The organism is Variovorax sp. J31P207, assembly GCF_030316965.1.
Classification (GTDB): domain Bacteria; phylum Pseudomonadota; class Gammaproteobacteria; order Burkholderiales; family Burkholderiaceae_C; genus Variovorax; species Variovorax ginsengisoli_B.
Genome location: NZ_JASZYN010000018.1, coordinates 19,583 through 41,009 on the forward strand (window position 1 = coordinate 19,583; position 21,427 = coordinate 41,009).

The following is a 21,427-nucleotide window of genomic DNA, read 5'->3' on the forward strand; positions in this document are numbered from 1 at the left end:
TTGCAAGTCCTTGTCAGCGCGTGAGCTAATGAAAGCTCACGGCTTTTTTATAGGTTGACGAGCCTTACCGCTGCCACGCGCCAAAGAAAACCTAATGAAATCAATAGGTTGGAGGCGCTGCGCGATCTTTAGGTTCTACAGTTTGGTTGCACAGCCGCGGACATCGTAGCACCGGGGCATGGTGGACGATCAGAGCACCGCACTCCACATTTCCGATACCTCCCCGAGCGGCGGACACAAACACACTGTGCAGGTCTGCGCCTCGCTGAGTGAGGTCAGGTGAGCAGTCCGGCCAGAGGTGCAAATATCGGTGCGAGCACTGTTGCGTGGTCGGAGGCGCTGCTCATAAAGCGTTGGTACTTTTCCAGGAAAGTTTTCGTGCCATGCGCTTCTTGCATCTGCTTTGCGGAGCTTGCAAGCGCCTCACGGGCGTCCCGGTCCGCAATCTTAGATACCGCCTCTCCGATGAGGGCGAACACCTCGGCAGACGATTGCGCCTGCACGATGTTTTGCGAGAAGTCCGCAGAGTTGATATTCACACGTGCGTTGCTGCCGCTTACGTTGTAGGTGACCTGTGACGGTGGGGTGGGGGCTTGATTGTTCATCGCGTGAAGGTGGGCTTTGTAGTTGGCAACAACAAACTGCAGTTGTTGGTTCCAGAAGAATTGCTCTGCGACAGAGAACAGATCGAAGTCGGCCGGCGCACCGCTCTTACCCGAATCGTGGATCGGAATGAGAAAGGCGCCGTCCTCGTTGCGAAGTTCAAGCTTGGTGCGGAAAAAGAACTGCCACAGTTGAATGTCTTCAACCCTTGGTGGTAGAGCGGGTGCGCCTTGGTGGTTGAAGCGTCGCAGTTCATCCCCTCCTGCAGGAACGCCTGACAGCTTGTCCTTCAAGACAATCACAGCGTAGTTCTCGTCCAGTTGAAAACCCTCAAAGTCGAACGCTTGAAGCAACGGCCATTGCCGCAGGTCTTGGGGAAAGTTCTGTCGAACGAGCCCTTCGATTGCGCCGCGGATTCCGAAGGCCCAGTCCACCAAGAAATGCTGACGCATGCATAGCTCCCCGATTTGAAAGATGCTGAATCTACCGCAGGCCCGCCACTCGGCCACGAACTCACACTTCCGCGCAGGTTCGGATGCTGCCTGGCGGTGGGGGCCGCCGACGCGAAAGACATCGAGAATATCAACCTGTCGCGACTGTCAACGAAGCGAGAGAATTAGATTGTGTGCAATCAAATTGAACGATAACACACGGAAATCCAGGCGTACTTCCTCGCATAGCCTCCGCCGAATTTCCTGCGCATGATTCGCTCCGTCGCGTCACTTCGGCGCGTGCATCTCAACGGGAAAATCATGGAACTGACATTCGGCTTCGCCTCCAACCGCGTCAACAAACGCCAGGTGGAAATCACCAGCGGGAGCTTCTACTACAAGTCTCAGACGTTGGAGGTCTACCTTCATCGCGAACCTGGCTTGCCGCCCGCGCCGCACCTGGAGACCATGCCGGATGGAAGTGTCTGGCAAGCATTCGGATGGGAACTCATCATCCAGCGTTTCGGTCCCCGCAGGTTTCTCCGAGCGAGGGCGTGAAGGCTCCCTTCCTACGGGATGTGGCATGCTCTTAGTTCAACATGTCCACGGGAATTCAATGCCGGAACTAACAGGGACGGGTGGCGACGGTTTTGCGGGGGGCATCACATCTCGCCAGCGTGCCCACTTCAGCATCTCGCACCTGCTAACCGCCGCCTTCTTCTCGCGGAAAGTAGGTGAGATCGAAAGGGCGAACGCTGGAGCGGAGCTTGGCCCTTTCTGGGACGAAATGTTCTCCTATGCCGTTGGCTGTGTGCTCACGTCCTTTGCGGGTCTGGAAGCGTACGCGAACGAGGTGTTTATAGACTACGCCGACTACTACCCAGAGTACCAAGCACCCGTGATGCAGGACCTTTGGAAAACCTATGAACGCAAGCGTGCGCCGGACAAACTGAAGTTCGCTCTCCTGCTAAAAGGAATCACGCCCGACACAGGAACTTCCACGTGGGAGAACATTCGCTGTCTCGAAGCGTTGCGAGATGCGTTGACGCATTTCAAGGCAGAGTGGTCCGACGAGAAAGCGAAGCACGCTGCTTTGAGCAAGCTGTTGGTCAACAAGGCCGTGCCTGGCACCTTCCTCACGGGCTACAGCGCCTTGTTTCCTCAACTCTGGGTCAGCCACGGCACAGCGATGTGGGCAGTGCGCTCCGTGGTGAGCATCATTCGGGAGTTTGAGGGGCTCTTGCCTCCGCCCAACTCTAAGATGGAATTTTTTGCGCGTCAGCTTGACGACCTTTAGTCAATTGGTCTTTTCGATTTTGGATTTGGAGCAAGAACCCGAGAGCGCCCTCCAGCAAATCCGGCCGCGAGAATCCCCCCCTGGCCCCCCCTCGCGCTTCCACTGGGGCACGCACCGCGCACGTTGACGCCCGCGTTAGGGGGAGCCTGGGGGCCGGACATCAGGGCGGCGCCGCACGGCTTCGACAACAGCACCAGCGAGCGCACAGTGGTAGCCGTCTTCCGGGTCGCACGGAGCGCCCATGACATCGGGAAAGACGGTTGGGACGGCTTCCCAAACGTAAGCGATCAATGGACCGCGTCCTTGAGCCGACTGATGCTGTGTTCGAATCCCGGGTGTAGCCGACTACCTGTCCTGACCAGCAAGCCATTCCGAGATGGCTGATACTGTGGCGGCGGCCCTGGCCGCAACATCTGCTACATCGTGCGTCTCATAGTCGAACGGCACGTCTCCGAACCTGCGCCTGCGAGGAACGTGGTAGTACTTAAGCCGATGACCTGGGACGTGGGTGCCGTCGGCGAGCGCAAAACCTGATTTGCTGCCAAGGCCAACTTCAATATAGAACTGGCCACCCCACTGACTAAACTGTAGGCCGACGACATGAACATGGTCAACGGAGTCTCGAACGAAATGAGGGTAGCTTCCCTTGAAGCCAAGTTCCCGAAGCCTTGGAACAAGTACGGCTTTCAGGGCTGCGTCCATTTCTTTGCGCGGTAGTGTCATCGACTCTCTCCGGAGTACCACGTTCGTCATTGGCCGTCGATGCACTCTGGCATTGGCGGGATGGTGCGAGACTGTCCGCCAACGTTGACGGTGCGCTGCTGCTCGACCGAAGTTTCAGTCGTCAGAGGGAAGATGTTCCAGGGCAGCAGCGCCTCGTAGTCGTCGGCCGTTTGCGCCAGTGGCAGCTTCTTGAACAGGGCCACAAGATAGCGGTACGGCTCGACCCCATTGGCCTTGGCGGTCTCGATCAGCGAGTACAGATTGGCGCTCGCATTCGCACCGCCGACGGTGTCGGCGAAGAGCCAGCCTTTTCTTCCGACAACGAACGGCCGGATCGCATTCTCCACCGGGTTCGTATCCAGAGGCCAGGCGCCGTTGTCCAGGAAGCGCACGAGCTTGGACCACTGCCCGTGCAGGTAGTGCAACGCCTCGCCCAGCAGGCTCGATGGTGCGACGGCGTGGAGATTGGCGAGCAGCAATTGCTCGATCTGTCTCACCACCGCGGCGCTGTAGCGCGCACGCAGCCTTTGACGACGTTGTGGCGTCCAGGCCTTGGCCAACGCCTCCGCGCGGTAGAGCTTGCCGATGAGCTTGATGAAGCGTGTCGCCAGTTGGTCCGGTGACCGGGCTGCTTTCGGGATCGCCTCCTCGGCCTTGATGAAGGATCTGCGCGCATGCGTCCAGCATCCAAGATGCGTGAGGCCATATTCCGCGGCGATGCCGTCATAGACCTGATACCCATCGCTCACGAGCGTGGCGCCGCGCCGGATTCCGGCGTAGAGCTTCCGGGCATGCTCGGTGCCTCGACCTGGCGCATAGGCGAACAATCTCACGGGCGGGCCGCTGCCGTTCATCTGCGCCCACATATAACTCTTCGTCTGCGCCTTGCGCCCGGGCTCCTTGAGCACCTGGACGGTGGTCTCATCCCCGTAGATCAGATCGGAGTCCAGCAGGTGGTCCCGCAGCAGGTTGATGATGGGCTGCACCGCTTGACCGATGCGCACGACGCCGGCGGCCAGGGCGTTGCTCGCGATGTCGCCGCCGAAGCGACGCAGCAGCACGGCTGTGCGATACAGCGGCATGCCGAATTGGTACTTGCCCGTGATGACCCAAGCCTGCGCCTCCTCGGTGAGGAGACCTCGCGGGATGATGCGAGCTGGTGTCGGCGCGACCTTCAGGCTCAGGTCGCAGCAGGGGCACGCGTACTTGATGCGGTGGTGCTGGAGCACGCGCACCTGCTCGGGGATGACGTGCATCTGCTCACTGACCTCGGCGCCGATCTCGACCAATCCGTGGCCGTCGTGAGCACAGACACGCTCCGACTCGGGCAGCTCGTGACGAACGATGTCGCGCGGCAGTGCGGGATCCATCGGCTTGCGGCCGCGCTTCTTGCGTTGGTGCCCGGCGACCGGCGTCGATTCCTCGTCGTCGCTCTCCGCCGGCGGCGTCTTCGCGGTCGGAGCGAGCGCCTCAGCCTCGTTGAGGAACAAGTCCTTCTGATCCGTGCCGCGTGCCTCGCTCTTGGCAGCGAACAGTTGACCCTGCAAGGCCCTCAGCCGCTCCAATGCCAAGTCGCGCTCGGTGGTCACCATGCGCAACTCGCCCATGGCATCGGCCAAGGCCTTTTGCAAAGCGGCGAATTCTTCGGCGGTGGGCATCTGAACCATCGCCTGCTTCGATCCACATCGAACGCGAGCGTTCCGGGATCATCGCATCTCCATGCGAATTCTTCGCGGCGCTGCGCGCCGCGCCCGCCCTCGATCAGGCTACGCGCGTGTAGAAGCGATGGGGATGCTTGCGGATGACGGCGAGGTCGATGCCGTCGAGCAACCAGTGCAGTTGCTCCACCGTCAGCGTCGGCACCGTCGCCGCGTCGGGCCAGATGAAGCGATCCTGTTCCTCGAGTCGCTTCATCATGAGCCAGAACCCATTGCGATCCCAGGCGAGGATCTTCACACGATCACGCCGCCGGTTGCGGAAGACATATACCGCCTTCGCAAACGGATCCAAGCCCAAGGCCTGCTCGACCACGATCGCCAAGCCATTGAGGCCGATTCGGAAGTCGATGGCCTCGCGGTGCAGGTAGACCTTCAGCCCTTCGTCGAAGCGGAACACCGCAGCCTCCCCAACGCTTCGATCATGCCGTATGCCTGCTGCATGTCGCACCCGCGCAAATCGACGACCACCCCATTGGGAAGGCGCGCCTGCACATCCATGGACACGGGTGCCTGCGCAGGTGTCGCAGACGCTGCATCGATGTGGACCGGAACGAACGCCGGAGCCTGAACCTCCAAGGCACTCATGTTCGGCGACGCAGCCTTGGCCATCTTGCGCTCATGCAGCCGCACCCAGCTGTTCACCTGGTTGGCATTGACTCCGCACTCGCGGGCCAACTTGGCAATCGACACCCCTGACTCGCGACACGCCAGGACCAGCTCCAGCTTCGCTTGCGGGTCATAGATGCTCCGACCATCGCGCTTGTGCCCGATCACCAGGCGCCGAGCCAACTCCGAAATCCACTCAGTCATTACGTACCCACGTTCATCTACATGGGCACGTAGGGTCTCAGTTCACCGCGCGAGAAGGAAGGACGTGGTTAATTGACTGCTTACTCCCAAACGGTGGCCTCATCGGCATTCCTCAGGTGCGCCAACCGGAAGGTCATGGCATTGATCCATGCGTCCGGGCCATCGGTGGCCGTTCGCTCATGGACTTCCATTGCCGCCCCCAGGATGCTGGAATTCGTTGGCCACTTTTCCCAGATCACGAAGCAGGGTGGCGACCTCTTCAAATGTCAACGAATAAGTGCGAGACGCGGGGCCGTCGTTGGTCAGCCACATCGGAACCGTGTCATCGGGAAGATGAGAAACGGAAACACCCTTTTTGCTCCAGTGCTTGATGTGGTTGTGCAGTCCGTAGGCGCGTTCTTCCACTGATCCATCGTTCGGATTGAATGCCTTGTCGGGCTTGCTGATCGTGTTGTAGCTCTCGACTGCCATCGCCCAGTTCAGAACTACAGACTCCCAAGCGTTGACCGCTTCAAAGTACCCTGCGATTGATGGGCTACCCGGCTTGAGCCCGGTGAGAAATTTCGCGGTTGCTTCCCTGGCACGCCCGTAATCGCGAAAGCACGCTTGTGCTCGCATCAGAAACGTCACGAAGTGCGGCCGATGACCCGGCTTGAACTTTGGGCCGAACAGCGTGTTCAGAAAGTGATTGGTCATCCAATGCTTCGACTGATCAAACTCGGTTTGAATGTCCGGGATGACTGCGGCCGTAAAGTAGGCGAGACCTGGTGCTACGCCGTTCAGGCTTTCGTCTGAGAACTGGACCACAAAAGAACTCCTAAGCGATTGGCGCTTCAATGTAGCAGGCCACCTGCACCGCGCCGGTTGCGTCCGAAATCGACCGGTTCCGTACACCCCCAGCGACACTGTCCAAAAATTAGCTTGACCGGTTTATGGACATGTCTGATGATTCGGACATCGTTTCCGTACATTCAGGAGCTTCCACATGTCCAGAGTCTTTGCCTACTGCCGCGTCAGCACCACCGATCAGACCACCGATAACCAGGTGCAGGAAATCGCTGCGGCCGGCTTCAGCGTCACCCCTCAACGCACCATCACGGAAACCGTCTCGGGCTCCGTCGCGGCATCGGAGCGGGCCGGGTTCGGGAAGCTCATGGAGAAGTTGGAGGCCGGGGATGTGTTGGTGGTCACCAAGCTGGATCGCCTCGGACGCAACGCAATGGATGTGCGGGCTACGGTGGAGGCGCTCACTGGCCTCGGCGTCCGGGTTCACTGCCTGGCGCTCGGCGGCGTGGACCTCACCAGTCCGGCCGGCAAGATGACGATGGGCGTTATCGCCGCCGTCGCGGAGTTCGAACGGGATCTACTCATCGAGCGAACTCAGGCGGGGCTCGCCCGGGCGAAGTCGGAAGGCAAACAGTTGGGTCGCCCAATGTCCTTGCGGCCGGTGCAAGTTGCGGAAATTCGGGAGCGACTTGCCAGCGGGAGATTTTCGGTGGCTGGATTGGCCGCAGGCTACGGCACGAGCAGGCAGACCATCATGCGTATCCGGGATGCAATGGCGTCGGCATAGGTCCACACGTCCCCCTGAAACGAGCCCCGCAAGGGGCTTTTCTCATTGGACAATGGCCGCATGGAACCATCTCTCGACATCCGCAAGCTGCGGCCTGGCCTCTACGCCTACCATCTGACGGTTGGCGGCGAGCCTTTCATCGACCCTTCCGAAGCCCATCAGACCATCTCTGAATGCCTTCAGGACGCCGCGCAGGCGATGGGTGGCGGTTTCCCCTCAGTTCGCATCTGCTACGGTTCTACGGCCCTCGGAAGCTTTCCCGTAGGGCGCCTCGAAAGCGATCCTGAGGGGCTCGCGGATGAAATGATGGAGCGCGTGTCGGCCCTGATCGAGGCGAACCGATAGTCAGCCACGTCTAGCGCGGCGAGACCACGCCCTTGGTTTGCCGCTTGAGGCCTGTCTGATCTCCTGGGCGACCACCGCGCCGGGGTGTGTCGTCGCTGGCGAAATCGATTAACCCTCCCAATAGGCAGAGCACCGCCCCAAGGCACGTGCGCTACCGCAGACAACCACCCACCAGCCTCCCGCTCACCGCGGCGCAGGCACCTCATCCAAGTTCACCGGACATGCGTTCGCCCCGGTGATAAGACCTCAGCCCTCCGCGGCTTTTGGAAGGAAAAATGAGGGGAGGGGGTGCAGAGACGAAGTCTCCCTATAGGTTTCCTGAAGTTCATCCTGGCGGTGCATCTCTCGATGGAAGACCATAGAAGGGAATCCTCATTCCTGATGCCCATAGAGATGTCCATGAAGGTGACCTGCTGATGTCATCTCCCGGCCATCGCTCCGGGATTCCAACAGCCGGCCTCCATCGTTCCCCCTCACCAGGTGGAAGTTCATGGTCTCCACATTCAAAGATGTCCCCTGACGCCCGCCTAACGAAAGCGGATTGATGCCCGCTCATGTCGCCTCGCCGTGACGCCAATCCGTTTCCGTTAGGTCGCCTCCGCGGCCTTGCTCTCAGCCCCTACGCCTTGTCGGTGTCGGGGCTTTTTTGTTCCCTCTCCACCAAAGTAATAAATCATGCTCAGAGTCCAGGTTTCCGACGAATTCGGGGGTCAGCCCCTCACCACCCACGCCCGCACGATGGCAGCTACCGAACAAGCAGCGCCGCCCGTTCAGGACACCCGGTGGCGTGAGCTTGCGGATGTCTTCGCGCAGGGCGCCGGCCTGGCCGAGACGGTCGGCAAGCAAGCGCATCAGGATGATGAAGCCAGCGCCCAACGGTATGCCCAATCGCTCACCGTAGGGGAACTCGGCAAGGCCGTGAAGGAGGGTCGCATGATGCCCTCGCAATCCCCTGTGTTCGTCGGCACGGTCCAGCACATCTGGGGCGCCAACTCCCACGAGGCCGGCCTTCGGGACATCCAGTCGAAGCTCACCAAGGGCGAACTGAAGTTCAACTCCCCGCAGGAGGCTGACCAGTACCTCACCGAGTGGCGCAACAGCACGCTCGCGGGCCAGTCCAAGTACGCCCAGGCGGGCTTCGATAAGGCGTACCCGCAGACCCGGGAGAAGCTCATGGACGGGGTGAACCGCCAGAACGACAAGGAATGGGTGGACAACGCCCAGGTGCAAGCCACTGACTTCCTGGCGAACTCGGTCAATACGGTCACCGGCAAGGACTTCGCAGGGACGCCCCAGGACGCCGCGAAGCAACTGCTCGACCAGTACCAGCTCATGCGCCACACCATGACGCTGCCCGAGGGTGCCCGCAAGGGAGCCCTTCAGGAGATGCTCACGCGCCTGGCAGGGTCCGGCCACACGGGCGTCCTAAACGCCATGCTCGATTCCAAGCTGGAGGACATCGGCTCGCTGCGCTCCTTCATCGGGGAAGCGAAAGCCCTCACGCTCTCCAACCAGGCCACCCATACGTTCGACGGCGCCCAACGCCAGCGGATCGATGACGAGGCCCTCCCGTGGTATCAGGCCGCGGACAAGGGCGAACTGAACGTGGAGAAGCTCCGCGCCTGGGGCACCTCCGCGGAGAACAAGAAGTACGTCACCTCGGCGTTCATCAACAGCATCGAGAACGCCAACCAGGCGTCCCTCGCTCGGCTCCAACGGGACCTCCAATCGAGTGCCCTTCAGATCGAAGCGGGGCGCCTGGAGGCTGACGCCCAACAGCGGACCCTTGCGGCATTCCGTGAGGGGCGCCTGTACGAGGTCCAAGGGGTGAACCGCCCGCAAGTCATGAGCGCCTCTGGCGACCTCAAGGACTTCGACGTGGACAAGTTCATCACGAAGGCCGGAGCGGCGATGACCTCCAAGCTGCCCTTCGAGCAACAGGTTCACTCCTTTGCGGCGAACGGCCTGGAGCACCCCGACTGGAAGAACCAGAGTAAGCGTCCGGCCATCCCGTCTTGATTCCCACCGCTCCGGCTAGGAGCATCGTGTTCACTACTCCACTTATTTCTTGGCGGACACGTGAACACTATCGAGACGACAGCGGTGAAGGGGGAGCGCCGTCGGAGGCGTCGTCACAGCGATGAATTCAAGGCGAACCTGGTCGCCGCGTGCGCTCGATCCGGTGTGTCGATCGCCTCGGTGGCGTTGGCAAACGGCATCAACGCGAACCTGCTGCGTCGCTGGATGATCGAAGGGGGCCAGGGGCTCTCCAGCCCTGAAGCGACCGCCGAGCTATCGCGCGATCAGCGCAACGGAGCCTTCGTAGCTGTGCAGCTTGGCGCTGCGCAGTCCTCTCCGGTGCAGGACCTCCGAATCGAGCTCAAGCGCGGCGCGACCACAGTGGTCGTGCACTGGCCGAGCAGTGCTTGCGCGGCGAGTGCCGCCTGGCTTCGCGAGATCCTGCGTTGATCCGGATCGAATCGATCTGGATGGCGGTCCAGCCGCTGGACATGCGCGCCGGCACCGAGGCGGCGCTGGCCCGCGTCGTGGTGGTGTTCGGCGCTGCGCGCCCACATCACGCCTACCTCTTTGCGAACCGGCGCGCCAACCGCATGAAGGTCCTCGTGCACGACGGCATCGGCGTGTGGCTGGCAGCCAGGCGGCTGAACAGCGGCAAGTTTGCCTGGCCCAAGAACATCGACGGGACGCTCACGTTGAGCCGGCCGCAGTTCGATGCGTTGGTGCTGGGACTACCCTGGCAGCTCGTCGGTGAGGCCGGTGTGATCACCACGCTGTAGCGCGTCCATTGCGGTATCTGCGGATGGTGCGTGCGCATCCGTGCCGGCACGATCACTGTCCGTGATCGCCGACGACATCGACACGCTGGACCCGCAAGAACTTCGCGAGAGGCTGCGCAAGGCCGACGCGCAGTTGACGTTCCAGCAGTCGATCATCGACAAGCTCACCCATGAGAACGCGGTCCTCAAGCGGCTGAAGTTCGCCGCCAAGAGCGAGGCGTACAACGCCGAACAGAAGAGCCTGATCGAGGAGACGCTGGACGCCGATCTGGCCGCCGTTGCCGCGGAGATCGAAGCGCTGCAGGGAACAAGGCCGCAGGCTGAGAGGCAACGAGCCAAGCGCGAGAAGTTGCCGGCAAACCTGCCGCGTCGCGAGATCCACCACGAGCCGGAGAACACCACATGCGGATGCGGCGAGCCGCTGCAGCGCATCGGGGAGGACGTCGCCGAGAAGCTGGACTACCAGCCTGGCCTGTTCACGGTGGAGCGCCACATCCGCGGCAAGTGGGTGTGCAGGTGCTGCGAGAAAATCACCCAGGCCCCGGTTCCTGCGCACGTGATCGACAAGGGTATGCCAACCACCGGCCTGCTCGCGCAGGTGCTGGTCGCCAAGTACCTGGACCATCTGCCGCTCTACCGACAGGAAGCGATCTTCGAGCGCGCGGGCCACGTCATCGCCCGTTCGACACTGGCGCAGTGGGTGGGTGAATGCGGCATGCAGCTTCAGCCGCTCGTGGACGCGCTGGCGGCAGAACTCTTGCGACACGACGTGCTGCACGCCGATGAGACCCCAGTGGCGATGCTCAAGCCCGGAATCGGAAGGACCCATCGGGCGTACCTGTGGAGCTACTGCACGACGCAGTTCAACCCGATCCAGGGCGTCGTGTTCGACTTCGCCGACAGCCGGGGCGGCCAGCACGTGCGTGACTTCCTCCAGCTCAGCGGCACGAACGCCAAGCCTGGCTGGCAGGGCAAGCTCGTCACCGACGACTTCAGCGGCTACAAGGCCTGCTTCGAGCTCGGGGTGACCGAGGTTGGCTGCATGGCTCACGCGCGGCGCAAGTTCCACGAGCTATGGGCCAACCATGGCAGCCCGGTCGGCGAGCAGGCGCTCAAGTTCTTCGGCGAGCTGTATGACGTCGAGCGTGAGGTGGCCGGGGCCGACAGTGTCGGCAGGCTCGAACTTCGGCGACGACGATCAAGGCCAGTGGCCGATGCGTTGCATCAGTGGATGCGCCAGCAGCGGCAGAAGATCCCCGACGGATCCGCGACCGCCAAGGCAGTCGACTACAACCTCAAACGCTGGGATGCGCTCTCGCGCTTCCTGGAAGACGGTGATCTGCCGATCGACAACAATTGGGTTGAGAACCGCATCCGGCCCATTGCGCTGGGCAGACAAAACTGGCTGTTCGCAGGCTCCCTGCGCGCCGGCAAACGAGCAGCAGCGGTGATGAGCTTGATCCACTCGGCCAAGCTCAATGGGCATGACCCATACCTCTATATCCGCGACGTCCTCAAGCGGCTGCCGACGCAGCCTGCCAGCCGCATCGAAGAGCTACTGCCGCATCACTGGCAACACAGCTAAACGCTGAACTTGCCGTCAAGGCGGGTTGGCCGGACGCTTACGAACCAGATGCAAGCCGGTTTCAACAACCTGGCGAGCATCCGGCTCGATGCCAAAGGGAAGCCCGTGGGGGAACTGAACGACCAGGGCAAGGCCAGCATCGAACTATTTCGGCGGATGGATGCCGTGAACGCCGACTACGCCAAAGGTCTGGTGGGAGCAGAGGTCTACCAGCGTTTCTCCGACATTGGTTTTCTGATGCACCTCGGCAAGGCCCCGAGCGAGGCCGCAAGCATCGCAGCGAACGCGGCATCCGGCGCCGTCCTCGGGAGCGACACGGACAAGCTCATGACGAAGGTCAAGGGCGAAGTAGGCAAGCTCCTCGCTGACCCTTGGTACTCGGCGGACTGGGTGCGCCATCTCGGCGGCGACAACACGCAAGCCAACACGGCGCAGGTTCACGGGTGGATGCGCCGCTACGGCACCCTGCTTGTCCAGAGCGGGATGTATGGCGATTCGGACATGGCTTTGAAGGCTGCGAGCGAGTACCTGGCGAACCCGAAGGTTTCCGCGAAGGTCAACGGGGCGCTCTACCTGCGTTCGGAAATGCCGACAGCGCCGCCTTCGCGCAGCCAGGATGAATGGTTCTCCCGCTTCATTGACGCAGTGCCGAAAGCTCGGGCCAAGGAACTCCACGGTTCGGGCGACCAGGTGCGGCTTGAGTTCGATGAGCACCTCCGGGCCCGTTCATCAAGGGGGTTCCACTCCACGATTCCGAGGGCGGCATCGAGGTCTACACGAAGGCCGAGATTCAGACTTGGTACGCCGAGCAGGAAAAGCGCGACATCTCCGAAGCGGTTGCCAAGGCCCAGACGCTCCAGGCTGACAAAGCCCATGAAGCGTACCGCAAGAGGCTGTGGCGCGAGGTCGGCCAGGTGCAACGGGATGAAGGCCGCTTCGCGATGGAGCGGTATGACGGCACGGTCAACAAGTCCGTGCTGGAGTCACGCATCTTCGGGAGGGATGCCTTCGCACAGATCACCAAGGACGGCCACGCTGGCAAGTCCCTGGGTGAACTCATGAAGCTCTACCCGGCTCGGCGCCAGGCGAATCCATAGCCATTCGTCAGGGGCCTTGCCGGCCCCGTAGCGCCCATCGCGGCGTCTTCTCAAGGCCAACCCACATGAAGCCCCGTTCGGCGTCTCTACGGCGTCCTGCGGGGCTTCCTCGCTCCTACTCAAACAACGAAATCAAACATGACCATCAAACCTACAACTGAACCCCGCCCGAATGCGCAGACTCGCGCCGATGGTGAGGTACTCGTCTACCGCAGCATCACGTTCAGGCTCTCCACCTTTGACGCCCTGATGGCGCACAAACGGGCCATCGCAGAGAGCACCGGCTCGATGCCATCGAATGCAGCCGTGGTGGATCGACTGATTCGCGCACAGCTTCTCGGGGGTGCAGCATGAACACGGCCTCCACTGAAATCCTGGCGTTCGCCTTTGGTGATGCGAAGGTCAACATCCGCGCCGTCAAGGACGCAGCCGGCGCCCCTTGGTTCATCTTCCAGGATGTTCGGCAGGTCCTCGGCCTGGCGAAGTCCGGCCGCACGCTCGGCCGTCTGGACGATGCGGACAAAGGGGTGTGCCAAATGCTCACCCCTGGGGGCCTTCAGTCGTTCGCTACGGTCAACGAAGCGGGCCTCTTTGCGCTCATCTTCCGAAGCCACAAACCTGAGGCGCTGGCGTTCAAGCGATGGGTCACCTGTGTAGTCCTCCCGGCCATCCGCATGGATGGGGTCTACATCCGTGGCGAGGAGCGCCTTGCGCTGGCCGATGCGACCCCCGAGCAACTTCAGGCGCAGCTTGAGGTGCTCAGAGCGACTGCCGCAAAGGCCATCGAGCGAAAGGCCCAACGGGCAGGCTTGAGCGGCCCCGAGGAACTCGATGCACGGCATTGGGCACTGAGGCCCGTCAAAGCAAGGCGTAGGGGCGAGGGCGGTTCGTTCAGCGAGCGAGGACTGTAGGCTGCAAGGGGCGAGGTTGTCCCCCGCTTCGGGGGGCGATGCGCTCAAGGTATGCTATCAAAATGATAGCGTCCCTGTGAGTATCTGTCGTAAGCTTGCGGGGCATCGTTTGGGACATCTCCACGAAACCATTGGCCAGCCATGAAGATTGCCGAGCACATCAAAAATTCCATTGACGCCTGCGGCGCCAAGGAGATGGAAAAGGCAATGCTGTTTGCCTGCATAGCTGTTGACGGGACCGCCAAGCGAACCTATCCGGGAGTTACCAAGGTTGGCGAACGCTTCAGAAAGTTCGTCAACGAGCACCTTGACATCATCGAACTGATGTTCGGCGGGATTGACCTTAAGGAAACCGTCTTCCCCTTCAAGGATGCAAAGGGCAACCTTGGGATCAAGTTTGCTGACATCGTCTACGAGAAGTTCCGCTGCAGCTTGGCGCACGGGGATGAGCTGCCCGATGGGTATGGCGTTTCAGTGCAGATAGCGGAGTTTCATCAGCAGTTCGTCATCGACATTGAAAAGCAGTCGATGACCATGCCGCAAAGCGTCACCTATGCACTCGGGTTGGCATGTGTTCTGGCACCGGCCAACGCCGATCAGAAAATCGGCAACAACCACTACCACTACCGCGACACGATCAATACGTACGTGGTAGACCGGTGGTGGGGAAAGGCTGCGTGCGCAAGGCAGATCATGGACTTCGACGCTCAAGTCCGGGTCAAGATGGATTTTTCTAATGTTTGGCCGTCAAGCTGAAGGCCCGCACCCCTGAGGTCAAGGCGTTCCGTAGATGGGTCACCTCGGTGGTCCTGCCGGCCATCCGCAAGGACGGCGTCAACGTTGTGAGAGACGGCTGCGGAGGTGGTCAAATCCCTGGATGACATCTGACCCTCCGGCTTCGCTGCCATTAGCTCCCGAGCCCCCGACCGTCGCCGCCCCGGCACCCTCAGGCGGACCCGAAATGACTTCGGGCAACTTCTATGAATCCTTGGAGCGTCACTTCACGACCTTCGATGTGAAGATCACCGGACACAACACAGACGCGTATCTGGCAGCATTTACATGTGCGGAAGCTGTGCGCCAGAAGGGCGTTGTCTATCTCTTTCGGGCGGAGCGTGAGGTGCCGCGACTCGTGAAGGAAAGCGACATCCTGTACATCGGCCAAACAAAGAATTCCTTTCAGCGCCGCTACCAGCAGTGGGCGGCGCATCACGCGACCATCAAGCGAAACGAACATGCGCTCAAGGACTATGGGCCCATTCGTCTTTCTGTTTGTGACTATCGGGTGTTCGGGGCGAGCCTGCTCGCAGCAGAGAACCAGTTGCTGTGGTGGTACTACGCAAACCATTTTGAGTACCCGCCCTTCAACTACACGCGAGCGAAGAACCCGAGCAAGACCAAGCCGAAGGCAATGGCCCAGGTAGACCCTCAGGACGCTCCGTAAGGCCCCACTACGGCCAATGTGAGGGCAGGGTGGCGGATCGCCTCCACGGCCTCCTGAACCTCCTTCAGCGTGCGATGGTCGTAGACCACCGTGCCAATGCTGCCCACAGTCTTGTGCCCGGTCACCTTGTCCATCGTGCCCTCGCTGTGGCCCCCCTTGCGCATCAGCGGGCGCACCGTGTGGCGGAAGCAATGGAAGTCGGGGCGGGTGCCGGTGAGACCGAGGGCGTTGCGATGTTCCTTGAACCAGCGGCCGAAGAAGTCGCTCGGCTTCCCCTCGCGCAGCGGTAGGGACGGCCATAGGGAATCGCTGCGGGTCTTCCTGATGGCCTCGACGTACTTGAGGAACCCCAGTCGGATGAGTTCGCTGTGGATCGGAACGCTGCGGTGGCCGGCATCGCTCTTGATGCTCTGACCCTCGCCCTCGTTCGTCAGCACCAGGACATCGATGCCCTCGACCTTCTGCACGTCAGCCGTCCGCAATTGGCAGAGTTCCCCCAGGCGGGTTCCCGTGAACAGCCCCATCAGGGGAATCCAGTAAGCCGCCTCCCGGCCTCCATAGCGGGCGTCGGGGAGCGCATACGCGGTATGCAGTGGCGAGTCGAACAGCGTTTTCAGTTCATCGTCCGTCCACTGCCGGCGCTTGTTCGTTGTCGTGGTCTTGATGTCCAGGCCGCGCCAGGGCTGCTTCGGTAGCCATTCGAGGGTCTCATGAGCGAATTTCAGCAGGGACTTGATGTTCGTGAGCCGGTCGCGTGCGGTTTTCGTCGTGTTGCAGTTCTCACGCAGCCACGTCCGGTAGGTGTCGCCCATCTCCCGCGTGATGTGCTCCAGTGCGATTCCCTTGTGCTGCCCCTCGAATTGCTTCAAGGCCCGGTCATAGACGGCGATGGAGTCGCCCGAGCGGGGAGAATCGCCGGAGGTCTTCCATTTGTCGAAGACATCGCGCAGGGTGCGAGGCGTGGTTTTCAGAGCCTTTGCCGATGAGACCACGGGCGTCTCCACCACCTCACCCGCATCCCTTAGCAACGCCTCTTTGCGCCCCTCTCGGAAAGCCTTCAGGCAAGCCACAAGGGCATCCCGTGTGCCTGGCGTTTTGGCGTCAAACGAAAACCCGCATTTGGTCGCCTCCGCCTGGGCAAGGGGAAGGACTAACGCGAGGTTGCCGCCAGCTTGGGCAATCGCAGCCTTGCCATCAAGGTAGGCGTTCAGGTTTTCCAGTTCGGCCCGCTCCTCGGCCGTGGCCCCGGTCAGGTCATCCTCTCGGGGCTCGGGAAGGTCCCACTGGGGGATGCGCAGGGCGTTGGCCTTTATCCTGCCGAATTCCCGCCCAACGTGGACCATCTCGGCCAGGAGCGGGAGGTTGGAGCGCACTCGGTCATCGTCGGCCAGGACGAAGGCCCTCACCCGAGCGGCCAGCAGCGCGGCCAGGTCCGGCGTAATCACGTCGATGGGGGAGGGGTTCAACTCCCGGCGCTTCGCGGCGAACTCCGCCAGCCATTCGGCACGCTTCATGGTGCCCCGAACGGTGGCCTCGCGGCGGTCGCTGGTTTCGAGCGCCAGGTTCATCGCACGCTTCCCATAGACCTCGCGGAGGTCGGGGGGAACGACGATGTTGATGTACCAACGGGAGCCCCGCAAATTCAGCCCCGTGAGGGTGCTTGCCATGTCTTTCTCCAAGTTCATGGCTGTGCGAGGTTCTACAGTTAGGTTCTACAGTCCGGGGCTCGTAACCCCTTGTCAGCGCTTAAGTTCTTGAGAACAAAAGGCTTTTTTGAATTAGGTTGACGAGCCTTACCCCCGGCACTGGCTACGCAGTTAGGGCTGCTTGGTTCCCCACCTGACCCGGTTGGCCACTTCACCATGCGGGGAGGCCCGTCAACCGAGGATTGTAGGCGACTGCGAAAGCCCCGGCGTTCACCAGACCATCAACGAGGTTTCGAGCGCCGCGTCGGCATAGTAGAGACGCACGCCCACCTGGTATTTGCGGCCCTTCAGCAGCCGCATCGTCACCTTGGCATTGAGGTCGGTGCCGCTGTCGTCCGCGCCGGCGATCTGCACGTTGCCGGTCGGCGTCACCTCGAACAGCACCAGCACGGTGTCCGAGGTGCCGAAGGTGCCGATGTTGTAGGTCCGGGTGCGGGTCGGCGAGAACTCGAAGGTGCGGGTCTCCCCGGCCTTGAGCTTCAGCAGTTGCGACAGCCCGATCTTCAGCGGCGTCGCCGCCGGCGTCCGCACGCCCGGGTACGACTCCACCACCCAGGCCTTGTCCGCGAAAGAGAGCCCGCCCTTGGGCTGCAGGCCGGCCTGGTATTTCTCCGGCGCGATGATCAGGCCGGCATCGAACTGGTATTCCATGACCGAGTCCGGGTCCCAGGTCGTGCCCTTGATCTCCGACACCGGGATCTTGCGCAGGATGTTCCACTCGATCTGCGACTCGTCCCAGTTGTTCGGCGGCCCCTTGAAATACGTCAGCACGGCGTCGCGGTTCCAGGAGATGCCGGCGTTCGGGTTCTGGTGCTCGTGCTGGAGGCCGAGCGTATGGCCGATCTCGTGCAGCGCCGTGTCATGCCCGTAGGCGGTGGTCAGCGACCAGCCGAAGTTCATCGTGCGTTCCTGCGGCGACCGGGTGTTGAGCACATCGCGCCCGACATAGGACCAGGAACCGTCCTGCGGATCGAAGCCGATCCGCACCATCGCATCCTCGGGCGCCTCCACGCGCCGGAATCCGATGCTGAGCCCGAGCTTGGCCCAGGTTTCGAAGGAGCTGTCGACGACCGCTATATCGGCGCCGCTGCCCTGCCAGGCGGCGGGCACGCTGTCGCCGCGTTTGAAGCAGTAATAGGTGATCTGGGTGCCGCCGACCCATTTCTTGCCCGCGGCCAGGATGGCACGGGCTCGGCCGGCAGCGACGCCGGCGTCGAACTGGCGCACCGGCTGCACCGGCTGCGCGCAATAGCGCCGCGCCTCGACGGCGCCGCGCGCACCGGATTTGCTGGCGGCAGCCGGGCGGGCCGCCTTGCGGGTCGCAGTGGGCATGTCGATCTCCTCGTGTTTTTTTCATGCTAGGCGCGGCGAGCGCGAAAGCCATCCGCAAGATGGCCTAGGCCGCTGCGCGAGGTGGTCGCCGCGTCGCCCTAAAATGCGGCGATGGCCTACCTCGTGCTCGCTCGCAAACACCGTCCCCGAACCTTCAGCGAGATGGTCGGCCAAGAGCACGTCGTCCAGGCGCTCGAGAACGCGCTGACCTCGCAGCGGCTGCACCACGCCTACCTCTTCACCGGCACCCGCGGCGTCGGCAAGACCACCGTCTCCCGCATCCTGGCCAAGTCGCTCAACTGCCAGGGGCCCGACGGGCAAGGTGGCATCACGGCCACGCCGTGCGGCCTATGCCAGGCGTGCAAGGACATCGACGCCGGCCGCTTCGTCGACTACACCGAGCTCGATGCCGCCTCCAACCGTGGCGTCGACGAGGTCCAGGCGCTGCTGGAGCAGGCGGTCTACAAGCCGGTGCAGGGCCGTTTCAAGGTCTTCATGATCGACGAAGTCCACATGCTCACCGGCCACGCGTTCAACGCGATGCTGAAGACGCTCGAGGAGCCGCCCGAATATCTCAAGTTCGTGCTGGCCACCACCGACCCGCAGAAGGTGCCGGTCACGGTGCTGTCGCGCTGCCTGCAGTTCAACCTGCGGCCGATGGCGCCCGAGACCGTGCTCGAACACCTCACGCAGGTGCTGCAGTCCGAAGCCGTGCCGGCCGAACCGCTGGCGCTGCGCCTGATTTCGCGCGCCGCCCGCGGCTCGATGCGCGATGCGCTGTCGCTGACCGACCAGGCCATTGCCTTCGGCAACGGCGAACTGCTGGAGACGGGCGTGCGCCAGATGCTCGGCAGCGTCGATCGCGGCCACGTGTTCCGGCTGATCGAGGCGCTGTCGCAAGGCGACGGCAAGACGGTGGTGGAGACCTCCGAAGGGCTGCGCCGCGACGGTCTCTCCGCCGCTTCCACGCTGGAGGAAATGACCACCGTGCTGCAGGCGATGGCGGTGCTGCAGGCGGTGCCTTCGCGGGCCGAGTCGCGCGATGGCGCCGATCCCGACGCGGCGGAGACCGCGCGTCTCGCGGCCCTGCTGCCGGCCGACGAAACCCAGCTGCTCTACAGCCTCTGCCTGCACGGCCGCGGCGAGCTCGGCCTGGCGCCCGACGAGTACGCGGCGCTCACGATGGTGCTGCTGCGCCTGCTGGCCTTCAAGCCCACCGCTTCGGCCGGCGCGGAAAAAAAAACTCTGAATGACGCCGTGCCTGCGGCTGCGCAGGCACCAACGGCCGCGCCGCTGCCTCCTCCCCCGGGGGCTGCGCCAGTGCCGGTCGAGCCGGTGCGGCCACCTGCGGTGGCGGTTCCCGCGGCGCCGGGTCATCGGCTGCCGGTGGTCGAGGCCCCGGCGCTGAGCGCCTCCGCGCCGCCCAGGGCGGCCGCCACGCCCGAACCGGCCGCCAGGCTGATGGCCATGCCGGTGCGCGTGCAGCCGCCGGCCGGCGCGCGCGAGGCGCCGTCGGCTGTTGCCTCGACGCCGATCCCGCCAAGCGAAGAGGGCGATTTCTGGCATGCCACCGTGACGCGGATGGTGGTGGCCGAGGCGATCACTGCGCTGACGCGCGAGCTCGCCCTGCAATCGCAGCTGGTGGCGCGCGATGTCGACCAGTGGCTGCTGCGGGTCGAGCGCGAGTCGCTCAACCAGACCAGCAGCCGCGAGAAACTGCAGGCGGCGCTCGCGGCCCTCGGCCACTCGGTGACAATCGCCATCGAGATCGGCGGCGTGGTCGACAGCCCGGCCCGCCGCAACCGGCAGGCCGCCGAAGAACGCCAGCGCATCGCCGAGGAAGCCATCCACAACGACCCCGAGGTGCAGTCGATGATGCGCGACTGGGACGCGAAAATCGTTCCGGGGACGCTGCGGCCCTCGTGAGACCTTGCGGGACAGACCAAGAAACTGCGAAGCAGTTTTTGCTCTGTCCTCAACTGACTAGACTCTTTTTTTCAACGATCGACAAACAGGATCCCCCATGTTCAACAAAGGACAACTGGCCGGCCTCATGAAGCAGGCGCAGGCGATGCAGGACAACCTCAAGAAGGCCCAGGAAGAACTGGCCACCATCGAGGTCGAAGGCGAATCGGGTGCCGGTCTCGTGAAAGTCGTCATGACCTGCAAGCACGACGTCAAGCGCATCACGATCGACCCCAGCCTGCTGGCCGACGACAAGGACATGCTCGAAGACCTGGTGGCCGCAGCCTTCAATGCCGCCGTGCGCAAGGCCGAGGAAACCAGCGAGCAGAAGATGGGCAAGCTGACCGCCGGCATGCCCGGCCTGCCGCCCGGCATGAAGCTGCCGTTCTGAGCCTCCATCGGTCCTCGATGGCGGATTCCAGTTCGCTCGATGCGCTGGTCGAGGCGCTGCGCCGGTTGCCCGGCGTCGGCGCCAAGTCGGCCTCGCGCATGGCTTTCCACCTGCTGCAGCACGACCGCGAAGGCACGCTGATGCTCGCGCGCGCCCTGCAGCAGGCGGCCAGCAACGTGCGCCACTGCGAGCGCTGCAACACCTTCACGGAAGGCCAGGTCTGCAGCGTCTGCCAGGACGCCCGGCGCGACGGCACCAAGCTGTGCGTGGTCGAGACCCCGGCCGACCAGGCTGCGCTCGAGCGCACCGGCGTATTCCGCGGCTACTACTTCGTGCTGATGGGCAAGCTGAGCCCACTCGACGGCGTGGGGCCGAACGACATCGGACTCGCGAAGCTGTTCGCGCGCGCGCTCGACGGCACCGTGAGCGAGGTGATCCTCGCCACCAACTTCACGGCCGAGGGCGAAGCCACGGCCCATGTGATCGGCGATGCGCTCAAACAGCGCGGACTTTCGGTGACCCGGCTGGCGCGCGGCGTGCCGGCCGGCAGCGAGCTCGAATACGTCGATCTCGGCACCATCGCGCATGCGCTGGTCGACCGTCGCTGAGGGCCGGGCAACGGCCTTTCAGTTTACGTAAAAACCCGCACGGGATGTTCCCGATGCAGGGGCAGGGGGCCGCCCCTAAGCTCGATTCGA

The 21,427-nt window shown here is 62.7% G+C and carries 24 protein-coding genes and 1 other RNA gene; 16 read left to right on the forward strand and 9 right to left on the reverse strand.

Going from position 1 to position 21,427, the window contains the following annotated elements; genetic code table 11:
* Positions 1–275 precede the first annotated feature (275 nt).
* A complete protein-coding gene (locus QTI68_RS35430) occupies positions 276–1,055 on the reverse strand; it encodes a hypothetical protein (RefSeq protein ID WP_286528717.1) in 780 nt (259 codons plus the stop codon).
* 249 nt (positions 1,056–1,304) lie between these two features.
* Here QTI68_RS35430 and QTI68_RS35435 point away from each other — a divergent pair, with 249 nt between their 5' ends.
* The gene (locus QTI68_RS35435) at positions 1,305–1,592 is read left to right on the forward strand and encodes a hypothetical protein (protein ID WP_286528719.1); all 288 of its coding nucleotides are present in this window, start codon (positions 1,305–1,307) and stop codon (positions 1,590–1,592) included.
* A 58-nt stretch (positions 1,593–1,650) separates the two neighbouring features.
* Positions 1,651–2,331, forward strand: a complete 681-nt coding sequence (locus QTI68_RS35440; RefSeq protein ID WP_286528722.1) for a hypothetical protein — start codon at positions 1,651–1,653, stop codon at positions 2,329–2,331.
* Between the two features lie 345 nt (positions 2,332–2,676).
* Here QTI68_RS35440 and QTI68_RS35445 read toward each other — a convergent pair whose 3' ends face one another.
* The 5 genes from QTI68_RS35445 to QTI68_RS35465 all read right to left on the reverse strand — a co-directional run bounded on the left by QTI68_RS35445 (position 2,677) and on the right by QTI68_RS35465 (position 6,389).
* Positions 2,677–3,054 carry a DUF4304 domain-containing protein gene (locus QTI68_RS35445; RefSeq protein WP_286528724.1) on the reverse strand — a complete coding sequence of 126 codons (378 nt, stop codon included), beginning with the start codon at positions 3,052–3,054 and terminating at the stop codon, positions 2,677–2,679.
* Between the two features lie 26 nt (positions 3,055–3,080).
* Positions 3,081–4,712: an IS66 family transposase gene (gene tnpC, locus QTI68_RS35450; RefSeq protein WP_286528726.1), complete on the reverse strand. Its 1,632-nt coding sequence runs from the start codon at positions 4,710–4,712 to the stop codon at positions 3,081–3,083.
* A gap of 103 nt (positions 4,713–4,815) precedes the next feature.
* Positions 4,816–5,169, reverse strand: coding sequence for an IS66 family insertion sequence element accessory protein TnpB (gene tnpB, locus QTI68_RS35455; RefSeq protein WP_286528728.1), 354 nt, complete (start codon positions 5,167–5,169; stop codon positions 4,816–4,818).
* On the reverse strand, positions 5,145–5,582 hold the full coding sequence (tnpA, locus tag QTI68_RS35460) for an IS66-like element accessory protein TnpA (protein WP_286528730.1): 438 nt from the start codon (positions 5,580–5,582) through the stop codon (positions 5,145–5,147). Before tnpA ends, tnpB (QTI68_RS35455) begins: the two co-directional genes overlap by 25 nt.
* A gap of 177 nt (positions 5,583–5,759) precedes the next feature.
* Positions 5,760–6,389 (reverse strand): hypothetical protein, encoded by a 630-nt coding sequence (locus tag QTI68_RS35465; RefSeq protein ID WP_286528732.1) that lies wholly within the window; start codon positions 6,387–6,389, stop codon positions 5,760–5,762.
* A gap of 178 nt (positions 6,390–6,567) precedes the next feature.
* On the opposite strand from QTI68_RS35465, the gene QTI68_RS35470 reads away from it, so the two are divergent.
* The 11 genes from QTI68_RS35470 to QTI68_RS35520 all read left to right on the forward strand — a co-directional run bounded on the left by QTI68_RS35470 (position 6,568) and on the right by QTI68_RS35520 (position 15,335).
* Positions 6,568–7,155, forward strand: a complete 588-nt coding sequence (locus QTI68_RS35470; RefSeq protein ID WP_286528734.1) for a recombinase family protein — start codon at positions 6,568–6,570, stop codon at positions 7,153–7,155.
* A gap of 60 nt (positions 7,156–7,215) precedes the next feature.
* Complete coding sequence (locus tag QTI68_RS35475) at positions 7,216–7,500, forward strand: hypothetical protein (RefSeq protein ID WP_286528736.1); 285 nt, start codon at positions 7,216–7,218, stop codon at positions 7,498–7,500.
* Between the two features lie 675 nt (positions 7,501–8,175).
* A complete protein-coding gene (locus QTI68_RS35480; protein WP_286528738.1) occupies positions 8,176–9,519 on the forward strand; it encodes a hypothetical protein in 1,344 nt (447 codons plus the stop codon).
* A 60-nt stretch (positions 9,520–9,579) separates the two neighbouring features.
* Positions 9,580–9,969 (forward strand): transposase, encoded by a 390-nt coding sequence (locus tag QTI68_RS35485; protein WP_286528739.1) that lies wholly within the window; start codon positions 9,580–9,582, stop codon positions 9,967–9,969.
* Positions 9,966–10,298 (forward strand): IS66 family insertion sequence element accessory protein TnpB, encoded by a 333-nt coding sequence (gene tnpB, locus QTI68_RS35490; protein WP_286528741.1) that lies wholly within the window; start codon positions 9,966–9,968, stop codon positions 10,296–10,298. The genes QTI68_RS35485 and tnpB (QTI68_RS35490) overlap by 4 nt, the downstream gene beginning before the upstream one ends.
* A 55-nt stretch (positions 10,299–10,353) precedes the next feature.
* Entirely contained in the window at positions 10,354–11,883 is a 1,530-nt protein-coding gene (gene tnpC / locus QTI68_RS35495) for an IS66 family transposase (RefSeq protein WP_503011798.1), read from the forward strand.
* Between the two features lie 48 nt (positions 11,884–11,931).
* On the forward strand, positions 11,932–12,945 hold the full coding sequence (locus QTI68_RS35500) for a hypothetical protein (protein WP_286528743.1): 1,014 nt from the start codon (positions 11,932–11,934) through the stop codon (positions 12,943–12,945).
* Between the two features lie 173 nt (positions 12,946–13,118).
* Positions 13,119–13,334 carry a hypothetical protein gene (locus tag QTI68_RS35505; protein WP_286528745.1) on the forward strand — a complete coding sequence of 72 codons (216 nt, stop codon included), beginning with the start codon at positions 13,119–13,121 and terminating at the stop codon, positions 13,332–13,334.
* Positions 13,331–13,891, forward strand: coding sequence for a BRO-N domain-containing protein (locus QTI68_RS35510; protein WP_286528747.1), 561 nt, complete (start codon positions 13,331–13,333; stop codon positions 13,889–13,891). The genes QTI68_RS35505 and QTI68_RS35510 overlap by 4 nt, the downstream gene beginning before the upstream one ends.
* A gap of 141 nt (positions 13,892–14,032) precedes the next feature.
* On the forward strand, positions 14,033–14,647 hold the full coding sequence (locus QTI68_RS35515; protein ID WP_286528750.1) for an Rv1289 family protein: 615 nt from the start codon (positions 14,033–14,035) through the stop codon (positions 14,645–14,647).
* Positions 14,648–14,852: 205 nt separating this feature from the next.
* Complete coding sequence (locus QTI68_RS35520) at positions 14,853–15,335, forward strand: GIY-YIG nuclease family protein (protein ID WP_286528752.1); 483 nt, start codon at positions 14,853–14,855, stop codon at positions 15,333–15,335.
* Here QTI68_RS35520 and QTI68_RS35525 read toward each other — a convergent pair.
* The 3 genes from QTI68_RS35525 to QTI68_RS35535 form a co-directional block, all read right to left on the reverse strand.
* Positions 15,320–17,002, reverse strand: a complete 1,683-nt coding sequence (locus QTI68_RS35525) for a site-specific integrase (protein ID WP_286528754.1) — start codon at positions 17,000–17,002, stop codon at positions 15,320–15,322. The two genes, QTI68_RS35520 and QTI68_RS35525, sit on opposite strands and share 16 nt — an antisense overlap.
* 115 nt (positions 17,003–17,117) lie before the next feature.
* An RNA gene (ffs, locus tag QTI68_RS35530) (signal recognition particle sRNA small type) lies at positions 17,118–17,214 on the reverse strand.
* A 37-nt stretch (positions 17,215–17,251) separates the two neighbouring features.
* A complete protein-coding gene (locus QTI68_RS35535; RefSeq protein ID WP_286528756.1) occupies positions 17,252–18,373 on the reverse strand; it encodes a M12 family metallopeptidase in 1,122 nt (373 codons plus the stop codon).
* A gap of 111 nt (positions 18,374–18,484) precedes the next feature.
* Here QTI68_RS35535 and dnaX point away from each other — a divergent pair, with 111 nt between their 5' ends.
* The 3 genes from dnaX (at position 18,485) to recR (ending at position 21,337) form a co-directional block, all read left to right on the forward strand.
* Positions 18,485–20,299, forward strand: coding sequence for a DNA polymerase III subunit gamma/tau (gene dnaX, locus QTI68_RS35540; protein ID WP_286528758.1), 1,815 nt, complete (start codon positions 18,485–18,487; stop codon positions 20,297–20,299).
* A gap of 97 nt (positions 20,300–20,396) precedes the next feature.
* Complete coding sequence (locus QTI68_RS35545; protein WP_012747441.1) at positions 20,397–20,729, forward strand: YbaB/EbfC family nucleoid-associated protein; 333 nt, start codon at positions 20,397–20,399, stop codon at positions 20,727–20,729.
* A 17-nt stretch (positions 20,730–20,746) separates the two neighbouring features.
* Positions 20,747–21,337 carry a recombination mediator RecR gene (gene recR, locus QTI68_RS35550; RefSeq protein WP_286528760.1) on the forward strand — a complete coding sequence of 197 codons (591 nt, stop codon included), beginning with the start codon at positions 20,747–20,749 and terminating at the stop codon, positions 21,335–21,337.
* Positions 21,338–21,427: the final 90 nt, after the last annotated feature.